General features: G+C 57.6%; 24 protein-coding genes. 3 read left to right on the top strand and 21 right to left on the bottom strand.

Annotated elements, in window-relative coordinates; translation table 11 throughout:
• Window positions 1-8: 8 nt before the first annotated feature.
• From C501_RS0109735 to C501_RS0109720, 4 genes are read right to left on the bottom strand one after another with little or no spacing between them, the layout of a single operon-like run.
• Entirely contained in the window at window positions 9-1,052 is a 1,044-nt protein-coding gene (locus C501_RS0109735) for a phage minor capsid protein (protein ID WP_018135437.1), read from the bottom strand.
• Between the two features lie 10 nt (window positions 1,053-1,062).
• Window positions 1,063-2,637 carry a phage portal protein gene (locus tag C501_RS13120; RefSeq protein WP_018135436.1) on the bottom strand — a complete coding sequence of 525 codons (1,575 nt, stop codon included), beginning with the start codon at window positions 2,635-2,637 and terminating at the stop codon, window positions 1,063-1,065.
• Window positions 2,638-2,651: 14 nt separating this feature from the next.
• Window positions 2,652-3,899 (bottom strand): PBSX family phage terminase large subunit, encoded by a 1,248-nt coding sequence (locus tag C501_RS0109725; RefSeq protein WP_018135435.1) that lies wholly within the window; start codon window positions 3,897-3,899, stop codon window positions 2,652-2,654.
• A complete protein-coding gene (locus C501_RS0109720; protein WP_018135434.1) occupies window positions 3,886-4,371 on the bottom strand; it encodes a hypothetical protein in 486 nt (161 codons plus the stop codon). Before C501_RS0109720 ends, C501_RS0109725 begins: the two co-directional genes overlap by 14 nt.
• 31 nt (window positions 4,372-4,402) lie before the next feature.
• On the opposite strand from C501_RS0109720, the gene C501_RS0109715 reads away from it, so the two are divergent.
• Window positions 4,403-4,657, top strand: a complete 255-nt coding sequence (locus C501_RS0109715) for a hypothetical protein (RefSeq protein ID WP_026174800.1) — start codon at window positions 4,403-4,405, stop codon at window positions 4,655-4,657.
• Between the two features lie 226 nt (window positions 4,658-4,883).
• Here C501_RS0109715 and C501_RS0109710 read toward each other — a convergent pair whose 3' ends face one another.
• The 16 genes from C501_RS0109710 to C501_RS14950 all read right to left on the bottom strand — a co-directional run bounded on the left by C501_RS0109710 (window position 4,884) and on the right by C501_RS14950 (window position 15,422).
• Complete coding sequence (locus C501_RS0109710; protein ID WP_018135432.1) at window positions 4,884-5,642, bottom strand: hypothetical protein; 759 nt, start codon at window positions 5,640-5,642, stop codon at window positions 4,884-4,886.
• A complete protein-coding gene (locus C501_RS13630; RefSeq protein WP_018135431.1) occupies window positions 5,639-6,190 on the bottom strand; it encodes a RuvC family protein in 552 nt (183 codons plus the stop codon). The genes C501_RS0109710 and C501_RS13630 overlap by 4 nt, the downstream gene beginning before the upstream one ends.
• Window positions 6,187-6,387: a hypothetical protein gene (locus C501_RS0109700; protein WP_018135430.1), complete on the bottom strand. Its 201-nt coding sequence runs from the start codon at window positions 6,385-6,387 to the stop codon at window positions 6,187-6,189. Before C501_RS0109700 ends, C501_RS13630 begins: the two co-directional genes overlap by 4 nt.
• On the bottom strand, window positions 6,371-6,832 hold the full coding sequence (locus tag C501_RS0109695; protein WP_018135429.1) for a hypothetical protein: 462 nt from the start codon (window positions 6,830-6,832) through the stop codon (window positions 6,371-6,373). The genes C501_RS0109700 and C501_RS0109695 overlap by 17 nt, the downstream gene beginning before the upstream one ends.
• A 256-nt stretch (window positions 6,833-7,088) precedes the next feature.
• Window positions 7,089-9,548: a phage/plasmid primase, P4 family gene (locus C501_RS0109690; RefSeq protein WP_018135428.1), complete on the bottom strand. Its 2,460-nt coding sequence runs from the start codon at window positions 9,546-9,548 to the stop codon at window positions 7,089-7,091.
• A 62-nt stretch (window positions 9,549-9,610) separates the two neighbouring features.
• A complete protein-coding gene (locus tag C501_RS0109685; protein WP_018135427.1) occupies window positions 9,611-9,799 on the bottom strand; it encodes a hypothetical protein in 189 nt (62 codons plus the stop codon).
• 184 nt (window positions 9,800-9,983) lie between these two features.
• Window positions 9,984-10,586 (bottom strand): hypothetical protein, encoded by a 603-nt coding sequence (locus C501_RS0109675; protein WP_018135425.1) that lies wholly within the window; start codon window positions 10,584-10,586, stop codon window positions 9,984-9,986.
• 496 nt (window positions 10,587-11,082) lie between these two features.
• Window positions 11,083-11,904, bottom strand: a complete 822-nt coding sequence (locus tag C501_RS13110) for a DUF2303 family protein (protein ID WP_018135423.1) — start codon at window positions 11,902-11,904, stop codon at window positions 11,083-11,085.
• Window positions 11,905-11,906: 2 nt separating this feature from the next.
• A complete protein-coding gene (locus C501_RS0109660) occupies window positions 11,907-12,272 on the bottom strand; it encodes a hypothetical protein (RefSeq protein ID WP_018135422.1) in 366 nt (121 codons plus the stop codon).
• 38 nt (window positions 12,273-12,310) lie between these two features.
• A complete protein-coding gene (locus C501_RS13625) occupies window positions 12,311-12,982 on the bottom strand; it encodes a hypothetical protein (RefSeq protein ID WP_018135421.1) in 672 nt (223 codons plus the stop codon).
• A 27-nt stretch (window positions 12,983-13,009) separates the two neighbouring features.
• Window positions 13,010-13,852 (bottom strand): hypothetical protein, encoded by an 843-nt coding sequence (locus C501_RS13100; RefSeq protein WP_156807727.1) that lies wholly within the window; start codon window positions 13,850-13,852, stop codon window positions 13,010-13,012.
• On the bottom strand, window positions 13,849-14,199 hold the full coding sequence (locus tag C501_RS0109645) for a hypothetical protein (RefSeq protein WP_156807726.1): 351 nt from the start codon (window positions 14,197-14,199) through the stop codon (window positions 13,849-13,851). Before C501_RS0109645 ends, C501_RS13100 begins: the two co-directional genes overlap by 4 nt.
• Entirely contained in the window at window positions 14,196-14,537 is a 342-nt protein-coding gene (locus tag C501_RS0109640) for a hypothetical protein (protein WP_018135418.1), read from the bottom strand. Before C501_RS0109640 ends, C501_RS0109645 begins: the two co-directional genes overlap by 4 nt.
• A 90-nt stretch (window positions 14,538-14,627) precedes the next feature.
• Window positions 14,628-14,840 carry a helix-turn-helix transcriptional regulator gene (locus tag C501_RS14630; RefSeq protein WP_018135416.1) on the bottom strand — a complete coding sequence of 71 codons (213 nt, stop codon included), beginning with the start codon at window positions 14,838-14,840 and terminating at the stop codon, window positions 14,628-14,630.
• Window positions 14,837-15,046 carry a hypothetical protein gene (locus C501_RS14325; protein WP_156807725.1) on the bottom strand — a complete coding sequence of 70 codons (210 nt, stop codon included), beginning with the start codon at window positions 15,044-15,046 and terminating at the stop codon, window positions 14,837-14,839. Before C501_RS14325 ends, C501_RS14630 begins: the two co-directional genes overlap by 4 nt.
• An 82-nt stretch (window positions 15,047-15,128) precedes the next feature.
• The gene (locus tag C501_RS14950) at window positions 15,129-15,422 is read right to left on the bottom strand and encodes a helix-turn-helix transcriptional regulator (RefSeq protein ID WP_043568806.1); all 294 of its coding nucleotides are present in this window, start codon (window positions 15,420-15,422) and stop codon (window positions 15,129-15,131) included.
• A gap of 227 nt (window positions 15,423-15,649) precedes the next feature.
• On the opposite strand from C501_RS14950, the gene C501_RS14320 reads away from it, so the two are divergent.
• Window positions 15,650-16,177, top strand: coding sequence for a hypothetical protein (locus C501_RS14320; RefSeq protein WP_156807724.1), 528 nt, complete (start codon window positions 15,650-15,652; stop codon window positions 16,175-16,177).
• Window positions 16,178-16,874: 697 nt separating this feature from the next.
• Here the strand turns inward: C501_RS14320 and C501_RS0109610 are convergent.
• Window positions 16,875-17,522, bottom strand: a complete 648-nt coding sequence (locus tag C501_RS0109610) for a phosphatase PAP2 family protein (protein ID WP_156807723.1) — start codon at window positions 17,520-17,522, stop codon at window positions 16,875-16,877.
• Between the two features lie 81 nt (window positions 17,523-17,603).
• Between C501_RS0109610 and C501_RS0109605 the strand changes: the two genes are divergently transcribed.
• Window positions 17,604-18,185, top strand: coding sequence for a DUF4190 domain-containing protein (locus C501_RS0109605; RefSeq protein WP_156807722.1), 582 nt, complete (start codon window positions 17,604-17,606; stop codon window positions 18,183-18,185).
• The last annotated feature ends 65 nt before the right edge of the window (window positions 18,186-18,250 follow it).

Here is an 18,250-nt window from a genome sequence, read left to right as displayed (position 1 = left end):
CAAGGTGGTTAGCGGTAGTTGACGTTCGTTCGATATGACAGGTTCTTCCTGTCGTTGATGTCTCGCCACTGCTTGAACTCAGCTTGTTTAGCCCTGAGCTTCGACCTAGCCGTAGCAGCCTCGGGTTCGCCGAAACCGTCAGCAATTGCTACCTGGCGTTTCAATTCCCGGACTCTGCGCTCAAACGCACGCTGTTTCTGCCTGAGCGCCGCGCCTTCCGGGTCGGCGGTGTGACTGGTGCGTTTGGTGACTCCGGGAATGTACAGCGACATTGAGTGGCGGCAGTTCGGGTGGAAGAGTCCTCGGTTCCGGGCTTCTTCAAGAGAGGTCCTTTCGGGGCTGTTTCCACTAATTGACAGGACCCGGTGTTCGTAGGGTCGGCAGAGGCGGCATTCTTCGGGGGCGTTCGAGATGATGACGAGGTCTTCGCCGAAGTCCGTTATCTGGTCTACGGTGCCCTGCAGATAGGCGTTCATGCTGGCAGTCCTCACGGACATTTCAGCGTAAGCACCCATTTCCCATGACCGCCCAGACCGATCTGTGAAAGACGTGATACCGGTCTTAGCCAGCCCCAGAAGGAGTGACTTTGAGGCTTCACGTATTGTCAGGACACCGGCCACAGCCTGGGCCGTGGCTTGGGTAATGATCTCCTGATAAGCGTCGATAACGGAGCGGCGTATCTGGAAGGCCTGCGCTTGCCCGCCGAGAGTGGCAGTAACAAGGGCAAGAACACCAGGTGACGGTGCGACACCTCCGAGCCCGCCAATCAACCGCCTGGCCTTTAACTCCTTGATCGCGCTGTCTGCGCCCAGTCGGTAAGCGCCGCTGAGGATCGCCAGGAGTTGCTGAGCTGTTTTGTGCTCCAGCCGGTTGATGATCTTTTCCGTAGCGGCTAGCACGGCTCCGGTTTGTAGTAGTTTTTCTTCTGCCCAGGCGGGGGAGTCAAGGCCTCCTGAGAGGGTTTTGGCGATCTTCTGCAGGAGGATCAACTCGGCTTCGAGGTATATCTCGCGGATACCTTTGGCTAGGTTAATTGCATCATCTGGACGCATCACCACGGGGCTACTCCTGGTATTGCGAGGAAAGTGCAGTTCCCTGGACACCGATGTAGTCTGGGTCAGCTAGCTCGGGTACGCGGTTTTCTGCCCGAATCCGCTCGACCTCCTCGGCGATGGCCGTCTCATCCCAGTCCTTATGGAGAAGGCGGACACGGGTTTCAATGGATGATGAGAGTCCAGCAGCGAGCAGTGAAGCTGTCCTGGCCAGGGCCTCTTGGTCGTCCTGGACACCGTCAGCGAACTGCACACGAACCGGGGCGGACTTAGCGCCACTCTTGAAGATCTCCGCGTCCATAGCTAACGCCTTAGCCACGATGGCCTCCAGTGCGGGCTGAAACGACCGGATCTTGCGGTCACGAGTCATGTAGGAGCGCCGTTCCCGGGAGGTAACCTCGGTCGCTGTCGCCCGGTATTCCATGGACTCACCAAAAGTCTGTGCAGAATACCCAGCCGAAGCAATGATCCGGTTCCAGAGCAACATGATCGTTTGCTCATGCTCAGTCACGCGGATGTTGAATTGCACCTGTTCGACGGCCATTTTGCTATCAGCAGCGGTAGCCGGTGCAGCGTTGACCGGGGTGAAGATCTCATCCTGGCTGAATGATGCGCCTTGGCCTGGTCCGTTGTTGTCGAGCATTGCGGCGGGTACGACGAGCATGGATTTACCGAGACGGATGTCACGCATGAGTGACGAAAACGCTTCGTCAAGAGCGTCCATGAGGGGTTCTATGCCGTCGAAGTCCGAGCGGCCCAGGTGTGCCCCCACAGGGTTGTTCCGCCATGTCCTAGAGGGAGTGACGTTCGGGGCGTAGGCGACGGCGAGTCCGGGGGTTCTGGTGCTGATCGTGTTGCCGTCTATCAGGTGCTCGACAGTGCCTGGTTCGGTAAGCCAGGCTGTGGCGGGTGATTCGGTGAAAGGGACCGGCTGTCCAAGGTTGTCGCGGGTACCTCGGTAGAGGCCGTGGACGATGAGGCCCGTGCCGTTCACGTCGGTTTCGTGGCGTTCTAGGTGCCTGGTGACCATTCCGTTGTCGGAGGCGACTACGTGCCAGAACGTCACGGCGACAAGCCTGCCGTGCTTGAATTCGGGTATTGCCGCGTCGGCATCTACTTTGGTGATAAACGGGTGGTCGGCGATGGTGTCGTCTACGATGGCGCGGAGGTAGGTGCCGCCGAGTGCTGCGGAGGTTTCAGCGGCGGAGGTGAGGAGCTGTTGAAAGTCCGGTCCGGTGATGAGTCCGAGGCGCTCGACGGTCTTCTCGTCGGTGTCTTCGGTGTTGGCTACGGTGACTGTTGGCGGTTCGGAGAAGAGCAGATCAGCGGAGGCCGAGGCAATATCTGAGGCGATGGGGATATGCAGCTTGCGTTCTTGGGGTTTAGTGAGATCCGTACTGGTTTGGTTCCAGAAGAACTTCAAGAATTGGTTGATGACGCCTTGCCGGTCTGTTTTGCCCTGACTGAGCGTAACGCCTAAGTTCCCGGTGTCGTTGGTGTAGAGGGCTGACCATGCACCCATTTGGCGGAAGATCGGCGTGAGGCTTGCGGGTGGCCACGTGGTGTTAGCTTCGGGCAAGGGCATGACGTGGCCTCCTTTCAGGCGGCGAGATCAACGACGTTGCGCCAGTTCGTCTCCGTGGTGGCTATGGCGTACCGGGCGGCGTCGAGTGAATGGTCAGCGGTTTTGATGGGCTTGTCTTCCCCGGCTTCGGTGGCTTTCTGGTCCCACGAGTACCCGGCGACCTCGTTGATGAACCCTGTACACCGGTCCGACACTTGCAGCTTCCCTGTTGCAAGGAGTGAGGCTGTCGTCCTGATCCCGTAGAGGACGTTGTTGTCGCCGTTGATGACGTTGCGGATGCCGTCGTCGGCGAGCTGGACTTTGAATGATGCGGCGGCGGGGTCCACGATGGTCCACTCCGGAACCGCATGGTCCAGGTTCGGCAGGTGAGGTTGGGTGAGCCAGTCGTGGAGCCTTTGGCTGATTTGCGCGTCGGTGAGCCGTGCTTGGGCTTGTACGGCGTCGTAGCGCCATTCATCGACGAGGTAGAGGCGGTTGTTGTCGCCGAGGCCGAGGAGTACGGCGGATGTTGCGTTGGTCGTGCCGTAGTCCACACCTACGCCGAGGAGGCGTTGCATGGCGGGCAGCTTGTCCCAGGTGATCACATGCTTCTCTGGGTTCCACATGTCGTAGATTGCGCCTTCGGCGGCTACCCATTCGCCGAGTATGAAGCGGCGGTACCAGAGGCCGGTGAACTCGTTTCTAATCGAGTTCTTGTACTCCTCGGTCAGTGCCGGGTTGTCGTCGAGAGTGAAATGCCAGGAAGCCCAGTCAGGGAGCTTGTTGATGCGGTCCAGGAACTTACGTTTGAGCCAATGCGACGGGGAGTCCGGGTTGGAGGTTCCGAAGAGCTTGGCCCCGGGGACGGACATACGGCCGAGGAGCTGTGTGAAGAATTCTTCGGGTACGACGGTGACTTCGTCTACGTAGGCTCCGGCGACGGTCATGCCTCGAATGACCTTTTCGGCTTTGGCGTCGGATGCTCCGAGGACGTGGATTTTTCTGCCCAGGATAGTGACAGTGGGCGCGCCATGGTTACCTATGACGTGATTCGCGGCGGTGTCGAAGAGTGCCGGGTTTTGGAGTGGTGCGATGCAGTTCCGCCAGACGGCGTCGCGGGTTCTTCCTACCATGACGAGTTCGCCACCGAGGGGTGCCCGGGCGATGTAGATCAGCCAGCGGAGCAGGGAGGCGATGGTTTTACCGGATCGGATAGAGCCTTCGAGGACGTTCACACGGGCCGTGGAGTGTTTGAGGAAGTCTTGCTGTTTAGGGCTGGTCATCGGGCAGGCCTAGCTGTGTGGCGAGTTGGTGGAGCATGGACTCGGCGTCGGCCTGGCCGTTGTTGTTGTCGATGGCGTCGAGGCGGATGTAGCGGTCGATGGCGGTGCCGATGGCGGTCATGATGTTTTTCTTGTCGACGAAGAGCGGTTCCGAAATGGTCGTCGAATTTAGGGTGTTGTCTTTGCCGCCGAAGTTGACGAGCTGGGTAGGTGTCCAGAGTTGTTCGCGGAGCTTGTGGGCGTCTTCGAGGAGGTGGGTTTTGAGCTGTTGGCGGCGGTGCTTATCGTCGGCTTGTTTGGCGGCGACGGCGGCACGGGTGTGGTCGCGGTTGAAGTTGAGGCCGAGTTCTTGGCAGATTTTGGTGACTGAGCCTGCGCTGATGCCGACGGTTTTGGCGATGTGGTTGCGTGTGTGACCGGCTTTGTGGAGGGTGGCGACTTCATTACGTTGGGTTTTAGTGATGCGGGCCACAAGAGGTGTCACCTCCGGTAGGGTGTTTGGCATGAATGAGGCAAAGTTCGAGACAAAGACAATTGACTACTATCCAGGCAAGAATCGCGGGTATCGTTCGCGAAAGACTTTGGAAGACCTCATCGCTGAAGGCTGGGAAGTTATGGCTGAGAAAAACCGTTTGAGCGCGGTATCAACGGTGACGTTGCGTCGGCTCAAGTCTGAGGCTCCCGCGAAAACTAAGAAGCCGACCCCCCAGGAAGGCTGGGCGGAAATCAAGGAACTATGGCGTAATCGTAAGTCGTGAAAAGACCTCGACCCTCTTGGTCTGTGGGTAGTGAAGAGGGTCAAGGTCTTTTATTCAGTTGTGTTCTTCCACGGCTACAGACAGTGAAGTCAACGCGGTGGGACTTGCCACGCCTTTCGTGGCATGGGCCGACGAGGTTGGCATTTTTTCTGATCTGCAGCTATCCCCAGTACTGCCGATGCTAGTTTCACTTTACCCTAAAAGTTAGTGATGTAAACATCATTTGTCACTTTGAGCGTGTCTTTGCCCGCTTAGCAACCATGCGCTGCGCTACGACAAAAACCTCCGAAACACGAAACCCTGACACACCCGAAACAGGATCAACAGCCCTGCTCAAGTGCCCTAGCTGCGCCCAATTCTCAATGTCTTTCACCGCCACCCGAACGCCTTGACTCTGCAACGCCGCGACAATCACACGCGGCGGAGCAATAGCCTTCCACGCAGACCGGATAGCCGACGACCGCCGGTCCGAAACATCCCAGAGCGTCCCGCAGACCTCACACGCCACTGACGCCTGCTCGACCGTGACGAAAAGCTCTTGCTCACACTCGACGCCCTCAAAGACCTTCCCGCAAGCTCCAATGTGGATCATCTCGGGCGGAAGATCGACAACACGCACCGCAGCCGCCACAGCGCCCTCTAAGCGCTCCAAAACTGCCGGGCCTTCACTGGAGGCCGCCAACTCCCTCACAGGACGGGAAACGCCACCGAGAGCCTTGCGGAGTTCCTCATGAGCCTTCGACGCATCCAACCGCAAAGGCAGCACCCGCCCCTGCCCCGACCCCCCACGAAAACCAGCAACCCCGACCTGATCCAACCGCGACATCGTCACCGTCAAATCCTCCAACAAACCCAAGGCCTGCACCATCAACCGCTCAAACCTCCCCACACACGACTGACACAAAAACACATCACGAACAACCCGCGAACACGGACACTCACGCACGCCCGAACCACCCTGACTGGTCGCTTTCTTAGTGGTCATTTTGGGTTCTCCTGGAGTTTGTTGAGGGCTCGTAGGTGGGTTTGGGGGAGTGGCTGGTTTTCGATGGGGTTGTTGTGGAGCCTGGCGGTGATGGCGGCGAGGATGAGGGCGTCTGCTTCGTCGTTGTTGGTGATGTTGGCTTGTGGGTAGCGGCGGATGGTTGCGGCGAGGACTTGGTCTTTTGTGGTGTTTCCTTTTCCTGTGGCGTAGATCATTCGTTGGGCTGGGGTGATGGCGATGATTGGGCAGCCGAACCCGTGGTGGAGGGTGGTGTAGGTGTACCACCAGAGGCCGGAGCGGTCATGTTGTGATCCGGTGGTGGAAGCGTATGCCGGAGCTTCGATGGCTACGGTTGCTCCTGGGGGTACGGACCCGGCGATTTGGTGTGAGGTGTTGATGATTCGGTCTGCGCGCTGTTTCCATGTGTCGTTTTTGGTTCCTTTGGTGCGGAAGGTGTTGAGGGTGATCTGGCCGTTGTGGAGGGTGGCAATTCCGGTGCTGGTGAGGGATAGGTCGATGCCGATGATGGTTTTTGGTGTGGTGGTCATGGGGTTTTCTTTCCGGTGGTGATGGCTTTGATTTGGGAGCGGAAGCCGACGCGGACCCGGAGGATGGTTTCGGGTGGTGTGTTGGCGTCGTCGGCGGATTGTATGAAGGCTCTGAGTTTGGCGAGTGTGAGGCCATTTCCGGTGGTGTCGCGGTATTCGACGATGCGTTCTGGCTGGTCGTTAGAAGGGCGGTTCATGGTTGGTTCCTTTCGGTTGTGTGTAGATGAGGTTCCAGGGGATCGGGTAGCCAAGGATTTGTCCGCATTGGTGGCTGGGTGCGACGGGTGTGGTGCTGGTGTTGGCGGGGTTCCAGCTGATGCGTGAGCTGTTGCGGATGTGGAGGCTGATGCCGGTGATACGTGTGATGAGTTCGTGGGTGGTTCTTCCGTTGACGAGTGCCTGGAGTTCGTCGGTGTTGGTGAGCAGTGTTAGGTCTATCCGGGTGGTGTCGCAGTTGTCGTGTCCTGCGTCGAGTGCGTGGAGGGTCGGTTGCTGGCATCGTGGGCAGGGTTCGAGTCTGGCTGTGGCGCTTATGCGGGTGGGCTGGGCCTGGGTGGCTTGGATGACCCAGTCGGGGATGCCAGCGGCCCATGGTTTTTTGATTGGACTTGGGGTGGCGTGGAAGAGGATTTGCTGTTTCATGTGGTGCCTTGCAGTGACAGCAGTGACCGATATTTCATAAGCCCGCCCTGCGCGCGTTTAAGTTGTCGCTGATTAGCGTTAACTATGATCTTGATATAGCCGGATCGGGAGAAATATCGGTCACTATCGGTCACTGCACCTTCTTTTGAGGCTTGGTTTAGCGGTTTTTCGCAGTGACAGTAACCGTTTTTTACTGTCACTGATCGGTCACTGTCGGTCACTGCTATGTTTTTGGGGCAGTGACCGATATTTTGTTTCATTTGTCGAGCCTGTCTAGCCAGTTTTCGGCCTTCTGCTCTTCGTCTAAATCGTCGGTGTCGAGGAGTGTCATGTTGGTGTAGAAGCGTTTGCCGTTGGAGCGTATTTGTTGGACGTTGAAGCGGGTTCTGAGTTCCCGTCCGAAGACTTGGGGGGATACTTCGTATTCGCCGTTTGCCCGGCACCAGGCGGTGTAGGTGGTTCGTATGTGGGTGGTGTTGGTTCTGACGATGTCACCGCCGCCGATGTGGACGTGGTCGGCTACGAAGCGCGCTAGTGCGTCTTCTTCGTCTGCGTAGGCTTGGGTTTCGGCTAGGACTGCTTGGGGGGCTTTGAGTCCGTTCTGGTGGACGTTGAGGGCTCCGTTGATGATCCAGGCGAGGATGCCTGGGGCTTCCTCTGCTAAAAGGCGTTGTGTGAGGTTTTCGATGCGGTCTTTTTCGGGGACGATCCGGGTGAAGGGGAGTAGGCGTAGGCGTCGCCAGAAGGATTCTCCGCCGCCGGATTCTACGCGGGGTTGGTGGTTGCCCATCATGAAGAGGGTGTGGGTGGGTGTGAATGAAAAGTGGTCTTGTCTCATGAATCGGGCGGTGAGTCGGTCGCCGCCGGTGAGGAGTTTGACTTTTGCTTCGTCGAATCGGTCGCGTTGGTTGACTTCGGAGCAGACGACGAGGCGGGTGCCTGCGAGGCGTGCGATTTCGGTTTCGTGTTGTTCTCTGCCTGCCATGAGGAATCCGGCGGGGGCGGAGGTGGCGTAGTCGCCGAGGATGGCGGTGATGGTGTCGAGGAATACGGATTTGCCGTTGCCGCCTGCGCCGTAGAGGAAGGGGAGGACGTGGTGGGTGACTTGGCCGGTGGCGGCGTATCCGATGAGGTCTTGAATGAATGTGATGGTTTCGGGTTGGGTCTCGAAGGCGTAGTTGAGTAGCCGGTCCCAGAGGGGCGTTGGCAGGTCCAGGTCAGGAGCGATGAGCGTTGTTTTTGTGTGCATTCGTGCGGGGTCGTGTGGTTCGGTGGCGCCTGTTGTGAGGTTGATGATCCCTGTGGGGGTGTTGAGGTGTAGGGGTTCGTTGTCGAGTTGGTCTGAGGTGACACGGATTTCGTTGCTGCGGCGTGCGAGGGCTGCCGTTGCTTCCAGGGCGCGGCGGGATAAGGACCGGTGTTGGTGGGTGCGTTCTGCGTCATCTTGGGGTTCTAGGGCGGTGATGGTTTCCCAGGCGGCCTGGACGGCTTCGGAGTCGTCTTCTTGCCATGCCCAGCGGGTGTTGTCCCAGTGGAGCCATTTTCCACGTGAGGGGGCGTAACGGAGCTGGTGGCCGTGTCTGGTGATGAAGAGCTGGGCGTTTCCGTGGTCGGTGAGGGTGACTTTTCTAGGTGGGTTGAGTTCGGTGACGGTAGCCAAGGCTGCTGTACCGTCGGTGGCGGGTGCTGGCGGTGCGAGGGTGAGGTTTCGTTGCCGGGTTTTTGCCTTGGTGGTGGGCGGTTTTCCGTGCCCGGCGTTTTTGAGTTCGCGGGCTGCTGCGGTGTAGTCCCCGCCATGATTGAGCAGGACGTAGGCGGCGAACTTCGTGTACGGGGTTTCTGGGTTGAAAATGCTGGAGGTGGTGAAAACAAATAGTCGGTTGCGGTCTTGGGCGTGGCCGGTGGTGGCTGAGATGCCGGTGGTTTTGCCGGGTCTACGCCAATAGGTGGTGGTGCCGCTGGTGAAGAGTTTCGTCCATCCGTGGGGTTCGAGGATCTGCGCCCAGGTGGTTTTGTTTTCGTAGTCGTCGCCGGGGCGCACACCGTCATCGGGGCTGCTGGCGTCGTGGGTGGTGAGGGCTTGGTCTAGGGGGTCAAATAGATTTCCGTGCTCTTCATGGGGTCTGGCCTGGTTGAGGGTTCGGAAGAGGGCGTGGAGGGCGTCGCGTTCGTCGGTGGTGAGGGTCGGCATAGTGTTTGGTCCGCCGACTAGTCGGGTCCAGGGTTTGCCGGTGGGGTGTGCGGTGCCGGTGGTGGGTGCGATAACGACGAAGCCGCCTTCCCCTCGGGTTTCGGCGAGGGTTTGGTGTGTGACGGTGCTGGCGAGTTTGGTGTTTCCGGGTACTGGTTCGGTGGTGCCGTAAAACCAATGGATGCCGCCTGATGGGCTTGCTTCTAGCCATCCGGTGTTGATGCGGTCCCAGAGGGGTCCGAGGCCGGTGTCGTGTGCGAGTTTGGCGAGTTCTGTTAGGTGGGGGATGGCGGCGGCTTCGATTTCGAGCATTTCGAGGTTTCCGGACACTTTGCCGGTGATAACCCCAAGGCCGTACCCATCCTGTCCGAACCAGCTATCCAGCTCAGCGAGCACGGGTTGGTCTTTTTGGAAGCGTTTCCAGGGGATGGCGGGGCGTTTGGTGCCGTCCGTGGCGACGGGGATTGCTGCGATGCCGTGCTTGTGGAGGGTGAGGGCGGTGTCCAGGGCGGGGTTTGTGGTCATGATGGGGTCTTTCTGTGCTGGTTTTTACCTGTCCCTGGGGGTAGGTAGGCTCCTGGACGGGGTTATTCTTCGTAGGTTCGCTGCTTCTGGAAGGCCTTGTTGAGGGCCTCCATCTCCTTGCGCGTCTCGTGTGCTGCTGCCGCGATCTTTTTCCAGGGGACCAGGACTACTTCCCACTGGTGCCTTGCTCGTCGTCGTTTGCCGCGTTCTTTCATGCGGGGGAAGTGCTCACGGCTACGGGGGCGGTTCATATCTGCCCTCCGTGCGAAATCTTATTGATAAGGGACCCCAGGGCCTCAGGGGTCATTCCTATAGCAGCGAGGCCCGTAGCGTCGTGCAGGAATTCCTCGGCTTGTGAATATGACATTCCCGGAGCCATAAGTCGGTTGATGAGTGTCAAGTACTTTATGTCCGGGGTCGCATCTAAAGTGGCGCTCATGCTTCACCGTCCTGTACCGGCTGAGAAGCGGCCCAGCGGAGAACATCAAGAATAAGATGCTCTGGGTAAACACTGTCGCTGAAAGGTCGGGCTGGTCCCGCTACTGCCCTGAAAAGGAGGCCGCGCAGGACCATGCCCCGCAACTTCTTATGCAGCTCTTTGGGGATGCCCGGCCCCTGACCGGGTTTACGCCAGTGAGCGACCTCGTAGCCGTCGCGTGCGCCTAGCTCGAGGATTTCAATGTCAGAGTATTCTCCGGTGTACCCGTCCATGCCCCACGGGCGAGGCTCCTGTGCAGTGCGATAGGCGAGCTGAACCCCTCCGTCAGAGTCCGTGTACCGGATGACCGCACCGGCTTCTTGTGGCAGTTCTACGTCCGGTTTTGGTGCTTCGGCTAGCAGGTCATAACCGTATGCCGGGTCACCTATGGCATTTCCGGTCTTATCTACCCACGCATTAGCGACGTTCCGGTAGCGATGATCAGCTACACCTATGACTCTTGTTTCGCTTTCAGGTAGTGCTTTGCCCGCGATGGTCATGCCGGGTTCTACTTCGTCGGCGGTCAGGTGCCGGATCACCGGCAACTTGAAATCAGTCATTAGAGCTCTCTTGGGTTAGGTCTTTCAGGCGGTGTGCTTCCAGAATTTTTAGTAGGTAGGGGTTTTCGAGGCGAGGGGGGTTTTCATTGGGGCTCAATCCGTGTGCGTAAACCATCCCGGCGATGGCCCCTTCTTACCATGCTCGTGCGGCGATCCCTAGCGCTGAGTCCTGTAACCTGCCGGACATGCCGACAAGCTGCTGAGCCAGGTCCTCGTTGAGGGCTTGAAGCTCCTCGTAAGTGGGTTTAGTCATTAGGGTTCTCCTTACGCCCTTTGGTTTTGAACGCTTCAGCCAAGCGCCTCATCGCTTCTCCCATCGACGTGGTAGTTGCTGCGAAGAACGCACGGAGCCGCTCCACGCCCTGGGCGAGGGAGGGACTTTTCTTTTTCAAGACACTTCTCCTCTGAAAATGGTTTTTTGTTTTTCTTGTGCTGGTGGCCCTGACGTGATCGGGCTGCACCGCATGGTGGCACCAGCGAACCTCTGACAGAGGGGTTATGAGTTGAGGAAGAGGTAGCCGTTTTCGGTGGCGTGAGTTTTGATGACTTCGGTGACGGTGTCGAAGGCCGATTTGCGGATCTTCTCTATGTCCTGGACTTTGAAACCGAGCCGCAAGTTGTTGCCGTTAAGCCGGTAACGGAAGGCCACCGTTACTTTGAACTGCTCGCCGCCAACGAATGGTGATAAGGCCAGAGTGAATGTGTCCGGGATCTTTAGCTCGCCTGCACGGCCAGCTGTTGCTGTTTGGGTTTCGCGGTAGGAGAATCGCATTTCACCGTCAGAGAGCCGCTTGCCAGATTCAAAATCCACGCCCTTGGTCACTTGCAGAGACTGGGCGATTTCAAGGATTTCGGCACTTGATGGTGAGGCGACCTCGGCGGCGTGGTCCTCGATGAATTCGGCGAATCCCTCTTGATCCATGAGCCCACCAGAAGCTCTTACCCAGGCAATCCATTCCGGTGTGTAATTGAGCTCCAGACTTACTCGGTGCTTCTGCCAGCCTGCCTCAACTTCAGTTCCGGAGTCGATCACAGCCATGACCTGGTTTTGGTTCTCAAGGGACCAGATCTCGGTTTCGCCGGTGATGCCGTGTTTGCTGAGGTATGCGATGAGTGATTCGGTGTCGCCAACGGTGAAGCTGCCGTCTTTACGGCGGGGCCGGTCGGAATAGTCCTGGGTATCCAGTGTGGTGTAACCGCCTGCAGCGTTCTGGATTTTATAGATCCTGCCAGGAGTCAGCTCTTCAGCAGATGCAGCCTCAGCAGCGAGCCGCGCGACGACTTGCGCTTCTGTTTGTGCTTCTTCAATCGTTGACATGTTTAGTTCACTTCCTTCAGCTCGGCTGGGACGGCAGGGGCGGACACGTCCCTGAGGCCGGAGAGTTCGAGCTGGTTAGGGTCGGTCCGGGAAAGGTTGCCAGCCTTGTCCTTGTAGTAGATGCGGCGAGGTCGATCATGGGCCGGTTTGGTCACGGTGACGGTGTCAGAGACCCTGAGAACCCCTGCGCCGCCCTTGTCGGGTTCGACCTTGATTTTCAGGGTGAGCGTGCCGGGTTTGCCAGTGTCTTCTACTGCGGCGATAAGGTCGTGGAGGCCATCGGTGAGTTCACCGTGCGCCCGGGCCTGGTCTTGCAGGAAGTCCGCGAAAGGCCGCGCGAACTTCTCTTCCTTCTGTTGCTCTGTCATGGGCGTGTTCCTTACTTCTCTATAGGGGTGTTTCTTGGTTAGGCGGCGTTTCGCAGTGCGGCGATGACCGTGGCGGACAGGCCGGTCTGGTCCTGGATGACGCTGTCCGGCAGGTTGATCGCGATGAGCTGCCTCGCAACGTCGACTGGATCGGCAGCAGCCGGTGCCGGTGCAGCCTGGGCTGCAGGGACAGCGGATGGCTGTGGCGCTGCAGCCGGTGGTGGGGTGATTTCGCCGGTTGTGGTGTTCACGGTCCCGCCGAGGGCGTCGTCTAGGCTGGACTGCGCAGGTGTGATCTTGTACGCATGAACCTTGGTATCGGACCCCTGTGTAGATGGCTTCGTGCCCGTGAAAGTGTCCGTGAAAACCGCACCTGGTACGAGTACATCGGCTGCCTGGCGTCCTCCAGCTGCTTTGACGGCCTCCATGAGGGCTTGCTTCCAGACCCCCCAGGTTTTGATGTAAATCGACCTGATGCCGTCATCTTCTGGGTCCTCTTTTAGCGTGGTTTGGATGGTGATGACGATCTGTAGTTGGGGTCGGTCGTTGTCCCAGAACTTGGGCTTCCCGTTGGCGAAGTCTCTCAGCTGCTGTACTGAGACTTCTAGGATCGTTCCCGTGATGCTGGTGCCAACGGGGGTTTCTTTGGTGAATGCTGACTTGCTTCCGCCGCCGGTGAGGGCGTCGTTGAGAACTGAGTTGTTGTTCATGTCTTGTGCCTTTCTGCTTTTGCTTGATTACTTGGTGGGGAGTCCTGCGAAAATGTCTGTTTCGCGGGGGCTTGCTAGGGGCGAGTCTGCGTATCGGTGGCAGTCTTTGCAGTCCGCCGCCCTGGCCTGGGAGGTCACGTAATCGGTGACTGCTTCCTCGCCAAGGCTTTTGAGTGCCCGGATGTCGACGGCGAACTGGCTAGCCCGGGTGAGGGCATCCAGCGCGGTCTGGCGGTTGTAGGGTTCGTGCCACCAGATCGCATCCCTTAGTGAGATCGAGTTTCGCGGCAGATAGGCGATGGCCACATGCTCGATAGGGTGCCCGGCGTCGTTCCAGCCCTTGGCATAGAGCTGCTGCTGCACCCGGTACCGCATCGACGGACCGGACTTCACCGAGCGCAACGTGGTCACACCCACGACCTTGTAGTCGAACGTCGTCTTGGCGACGAGGTCCACGAGATCTGTCGATCCCCAGATTTCGGTGCCGTCAATCGTTCCCACCATGGTCCGCGCCTCGGCCAGGTACCGTCTTCCGGTGGTATTGACCGCGTTCCGCTGATTCTCGTAACGGAGCACGAGTTCTTCTAGCTGAGCGTGGACGGCAGTGCCGACGAAAGGCAGCCAGGGGGTTTCGTGCTCCACGGATTCCCAGCCTGCGAGCCTTGCCGCCAGGCAGTGATCGCATTCAGTGCCGATCTCAGACGGCCCAATGACTTTCTGCAGGGAACGCGGCTGGTTGTTGATGCCGTGCTCAATGACTAGGCGCAGGTCTTTGCAGGCCTGGTCCGGGGTGGTTCCGTCCGGTGCCTGATACATGGGTGCTGCCTGGGTGTAGTCCCAATCGATTGGGGGAGCGGTTGCGATGCTCATGCCACGGCCTTTGGTGTCTGGATGAGCATGACCAGCGTGGACAGGGATTTGCTGATTTCGTCCCAGAGGTCGTCCATGCGCCGCTCCAGGGTGGTCACGTCAGCGTCAGGGTGTCGGTGCTCAATGGTGTCAACCTCATTGCCCAGGGCGGTGAGGATAGCCAGGGCTGTGAGAATGTCGTTGATTTCCTGCTCCGCCCGCACTGGGTCTGAGAAATCCCGGCGAATAGCTGCGCTGATATCCTGACGCAGTTCCGCTACGGTTCTGTGCTGCTCGGATGAGCCGTAGCTCTCGTAATGGTCCAGGATCTGCGTTTGGATGGCATCGCCCATCTGTGGCGTGTTCATTTGATCACCACCGACGGCTGACCTGTGGTCCGGTACTGCTCCACCACGGCAGGGGCGATCAGCTTCTCGAAGCTCGCCCGGTCGAAGGCGGGCTTGTAGAAGGCCGGGTTTTTGTCGATTGGGTAGGCGGCTTCGGCGGCTTTCGCGTTGAACCGGCGCGCACCAGCTTTCACCATTACCTTGTACGGCCCAGCCTCATACGTACCCAGATCAAGGGTTAGGAGCTTTTCTTTGATGGCCTTGGCTTTGAGGATCCAGTGTTCGGCCATTTCTTCAGCGGCCACATACTCGGCAGCCAACGCGGTAACGTCAAGGTCTTCTGCTAGCTCAGTGCTCATGATGGGTCTGCTTTCTTGTGCTTTCGGGGACGGTCGATGATCCAGTCGCCGATACCGAGGATGAGGAGGAAGACGCTGACGATGAGTAGTTCAGCCATGCGCGCGCCTTGTGATCTCGGGGTGCGGCTGCGTTTTCATGTAGACCGGAATGTCAGATTCAGGGACTGCCCAGGGACTGGTTTCCCCGCCGGAGCCGGTCTTATAGGCGTTGGGAAAATAGCCTTGGAGGACGAGCCTCCCTGCTGTGACCCGGTGGACGCCGATGCGCTTAGCTAGCTCGGTCACCGTGAGATCTCGACTCATGCTGCACCTCGCAATAGCTCGCGGTGCGCGCGATGCTTCGCCTTGCCTGCACGGAGCCTGCCGCGTTCGATCTTCGCCTGCGGCTTAGGGTGGCGCTCGGCGAACTTCTCCAGGCTCCCGTAATAGCCGGTCGAGCGACGCCCACCACCGACGGAAGGCAGCGCCTCTTGTGGTATTGCTGGTGGTGTTGCTGATATTCTGGACATGTTTCTTACTCCTTCATTGGGGTAGTGGCCCTCATCTGTTGCCGCAGATGGGGGCCTTTTTAGTTATGAACCGGCGCATTTATCACGCCACGTCTTTTCTTGAACTGCCTACAGATGGAACATGTTCAATAATGTTTAACTTAGTTGACATCAATGGCGCTTGGAATCGCTCGTGGGCTCGGAAGATGTCCTCCCAGGGGATGTCAAGGCGGTTCGAAATGCTCAGGGCCAGAGCCTCGGTGCAGGTTCGCATTTTTCCGGACTCTAAGAGCTGGATTGCGGCCTGTGAGCGTCTGACGAGGTGGGCCAAGTCGCGCTGGGAATAACCCTTTTGGAGCCGACCTCGCCTAATTTTTTCTGGAGCAATGACTTCCATCCATACCTCCTTCTGCGGGAATGGCGTGTACTGCCGCTTTGATGATGTGATCATTTTTACCACCCTTCTAATCATATTGACAAGAAGAGTCTGCAATAACTGTCACTAGTTGTCAAGTCGAAAAGTGGCCTATACCCACATTGGCCTGGGATGATGTTCTTGTTACTTGTCACATGCTTGGGTGCGCCGCTTCAATAAGTGGAGTTTGGTGCTGGAAGGTTCTAGACATGAGTGAAACACCGACTCTCCAAGAGCTTGTCAACCAAGCAGCGCATCGACGCCAGGCATCAGCTAGGCATCTGAGCAAAATCGCTCAAGATCATGGGTTTAAGATCGTCTACACGACCTTGAGTCAGCTCCAAGCAGGGACATACAAGTCTCAGCCTCGAGACGAGACCCTGCGAGCTATCGCTTGGCTCGCCGGTGTACATGAAGATGTTGCGTTCGCTGCTGCAGGACGCCCAACTCCTGGTCCACCATTTGCTGATGAACTGCCGCCCGGTGTTGATTACCTTCCGCCTAAGGCAAGGAGGTCGGCCATTGAGATGCTGCGGACTCTCGTTGAGATGAATAAACCAAAACAGGAGCAGGAGATACCGAGTCAGGTTCAGCGAAACGAAGCCCCTACAAGCGAAGGCCTCTCCAGTGTTAAAACCCAGAAAAAAGCGCAAGCTCAGCCACTTCAGAAGCGCCGACTCCGTGAACGTCTAACTGATAGAGACGAACCAACAGACAGAATGCTTGACAACCTGTGACACTGGCTCTTGGCATACAACTTGCAGGCTTCCTAGCCTGTGCAGGGATTTTGATTTGGCGGTGGCGGGCTTTTCTCATGGGAGTTGGAAGACCTGTTTTTCACTCCGTTTTGATGCTGGCATCAGCGATTTTGCTATCCATGAGTCCCGTTTATGCTTTTGTAGATTCGGTTCTTCTCGGAGCGGGCTGGGCAAACCTGATCCTGCGAGCCTTGATGTTCGCAATCTTTCTAAATCTCGGCTGGGCCATCGCGACAGCCTTCGATTCAATGCAGTCTGAAACATTGATTAAGGGGCGCTTGGGCTGGTGGATGCTCGGCCTATGCATGGGAGCACTCGTCGTAGCCTTCATTCTAGGAGCCCAACCCGGCAATGTAGGGCGAGTCCTTAGCCTTTCAAACATTGTCTATGTCACGTCTTGGCGGGCATATTCAGTCTATGTTTGCTTCGCACTGCTCGTGGCACTAATACCGGCAATTTTCAGACGACCCACATTGCAAAAACCCTCGCCGCTTATTCGGAGGCTCGCAGCGGGTTTTATAAGTGCTTGTTGCTTCACGCTGATTGCGTCTGCGGCGGTCGCAATCGAGCACGCGACGCTGGGAACCCCCGCTATATTTTCAGTTGCCCTAGACTTCATAGCTGTAACGGCAATGGTCTCTGGACTAGCATTGACGTGGTGGGGTTATCTAATGCGTCAGCGCGTACTCACCGCCACTATCGAATAGGTGACACCGATGAGGACACCTAAAACTGAACCAGCGACTACCTGTGCCGGTGTATGGTACCCAAGCCGGACGCGAGACCACGACACCGCGACCGGCACGACAACCGCCATCAAACCGATAGGAAAGGCTGTAATCGCCACGGCTACTCCCACGAAAGTAGCCATAGCCGCATGCGCGGAAATCTTCCAAACCTTGGTGACTATCCCGACAATCAAAACCCCCGCGAACACAGCTGCCTCAGCGGCTAGCACCCGCCATGCTGCCAAGAGAGCAGCAACGATCCCAGCGAGGACAAGAGCGAACATCATGAGCGCGATAAACGGTCCCCTGCGGTCGCGCTCTCTCACGTGCCGGTCAGTTGAGCCGCGACGATGGACGACTTCCAACGCCACCCCCGGAATTCCCGCTGCGAGGACTGCGCAGATAATTCCAGCCCAGAAAGCGCCCTCGTTCAAGCCAATAGCAATGATGAAACCTGCGGTGAGAACGATAGGTGAGAAGGCCTCGGTAAGGATTCGGGCGATTTTTTCCACGGAGCTAACTTTAGATGAGTCCTTCATTCGAGAGCTTGAGTGCGGCAACATCGCATCTGAACTCTGAGAATATTTCGTGATCATGCCGCTTAGTTGGGTTACTCTTAGCTTGTTCACAGGAGTACTGATTTGTGACGCAGAACATGTTCGAAAGGAATCCTTGGAATGACAGATCAACAACAGCAGGCAGCACCCATTACCCCAGCAGAAACAAAAGTTGGGCTAGCCGTGACCTCTCTAGTGCTCGGCATCATCGCAGTACTTTTTAGCTTCATCCCGCTCATTGGCACTCTCGCTTTCATTCTAGGATCCATCGCGCTCATCCTGGGCATCGTCGCCCTTGTACGTAAGACCTCAGCTAAAGCAATGGCAGTCGCCGGAACAGTCCTGGCAATTGTTGCTCTGATAATTGCTGGCATCGTCACCGCAATGACCGCAGCAGTCGTTATATCTGTTGACGACTCGCTTAACAAACCCAGCACAGTCAAATACGTTCTGACCTCTGACGCACCAGCGAAAGCCAGCTACTGGAAGGGCGACGGCACCTCAAACGAACCATTTACAGGGAGCCTCGAGCGAGAGATCGAAGTGAAAGGCTCCGTGATGGCTAACGTTACCGTCATGCCTGAGGACATCACTAACAGCACCGCCCAGATGACCTGCGAGCTCTTCATCAACGGAGAAAGCGTCTCCAAGAACTCCGGAACATCGTCCATCAGCTGTACTGGAAACAGCGTGGGTAAATAACCTGAGCTAAGGCGGATACCTGGATGGGGTAGGCAGACTTCGAAGTTTGCCTACCCCGCCCCATT

The organism is Acaricomes phytoseiuli DSM 14247, from assembly GCF_000376245.1.
In the GTDB taxonomy this organism is placed as follows: Bacteria; Actinomycetota; Actinomycetes; order Actinomycetales; family Micrococcaceae; genus Renibacterium; species Renibacterium phytoseiuli.
Note: the sequence above shows the minus strand (reverse complement) of the source record. Positions and strands in the feature narration are given on the sequence as shown.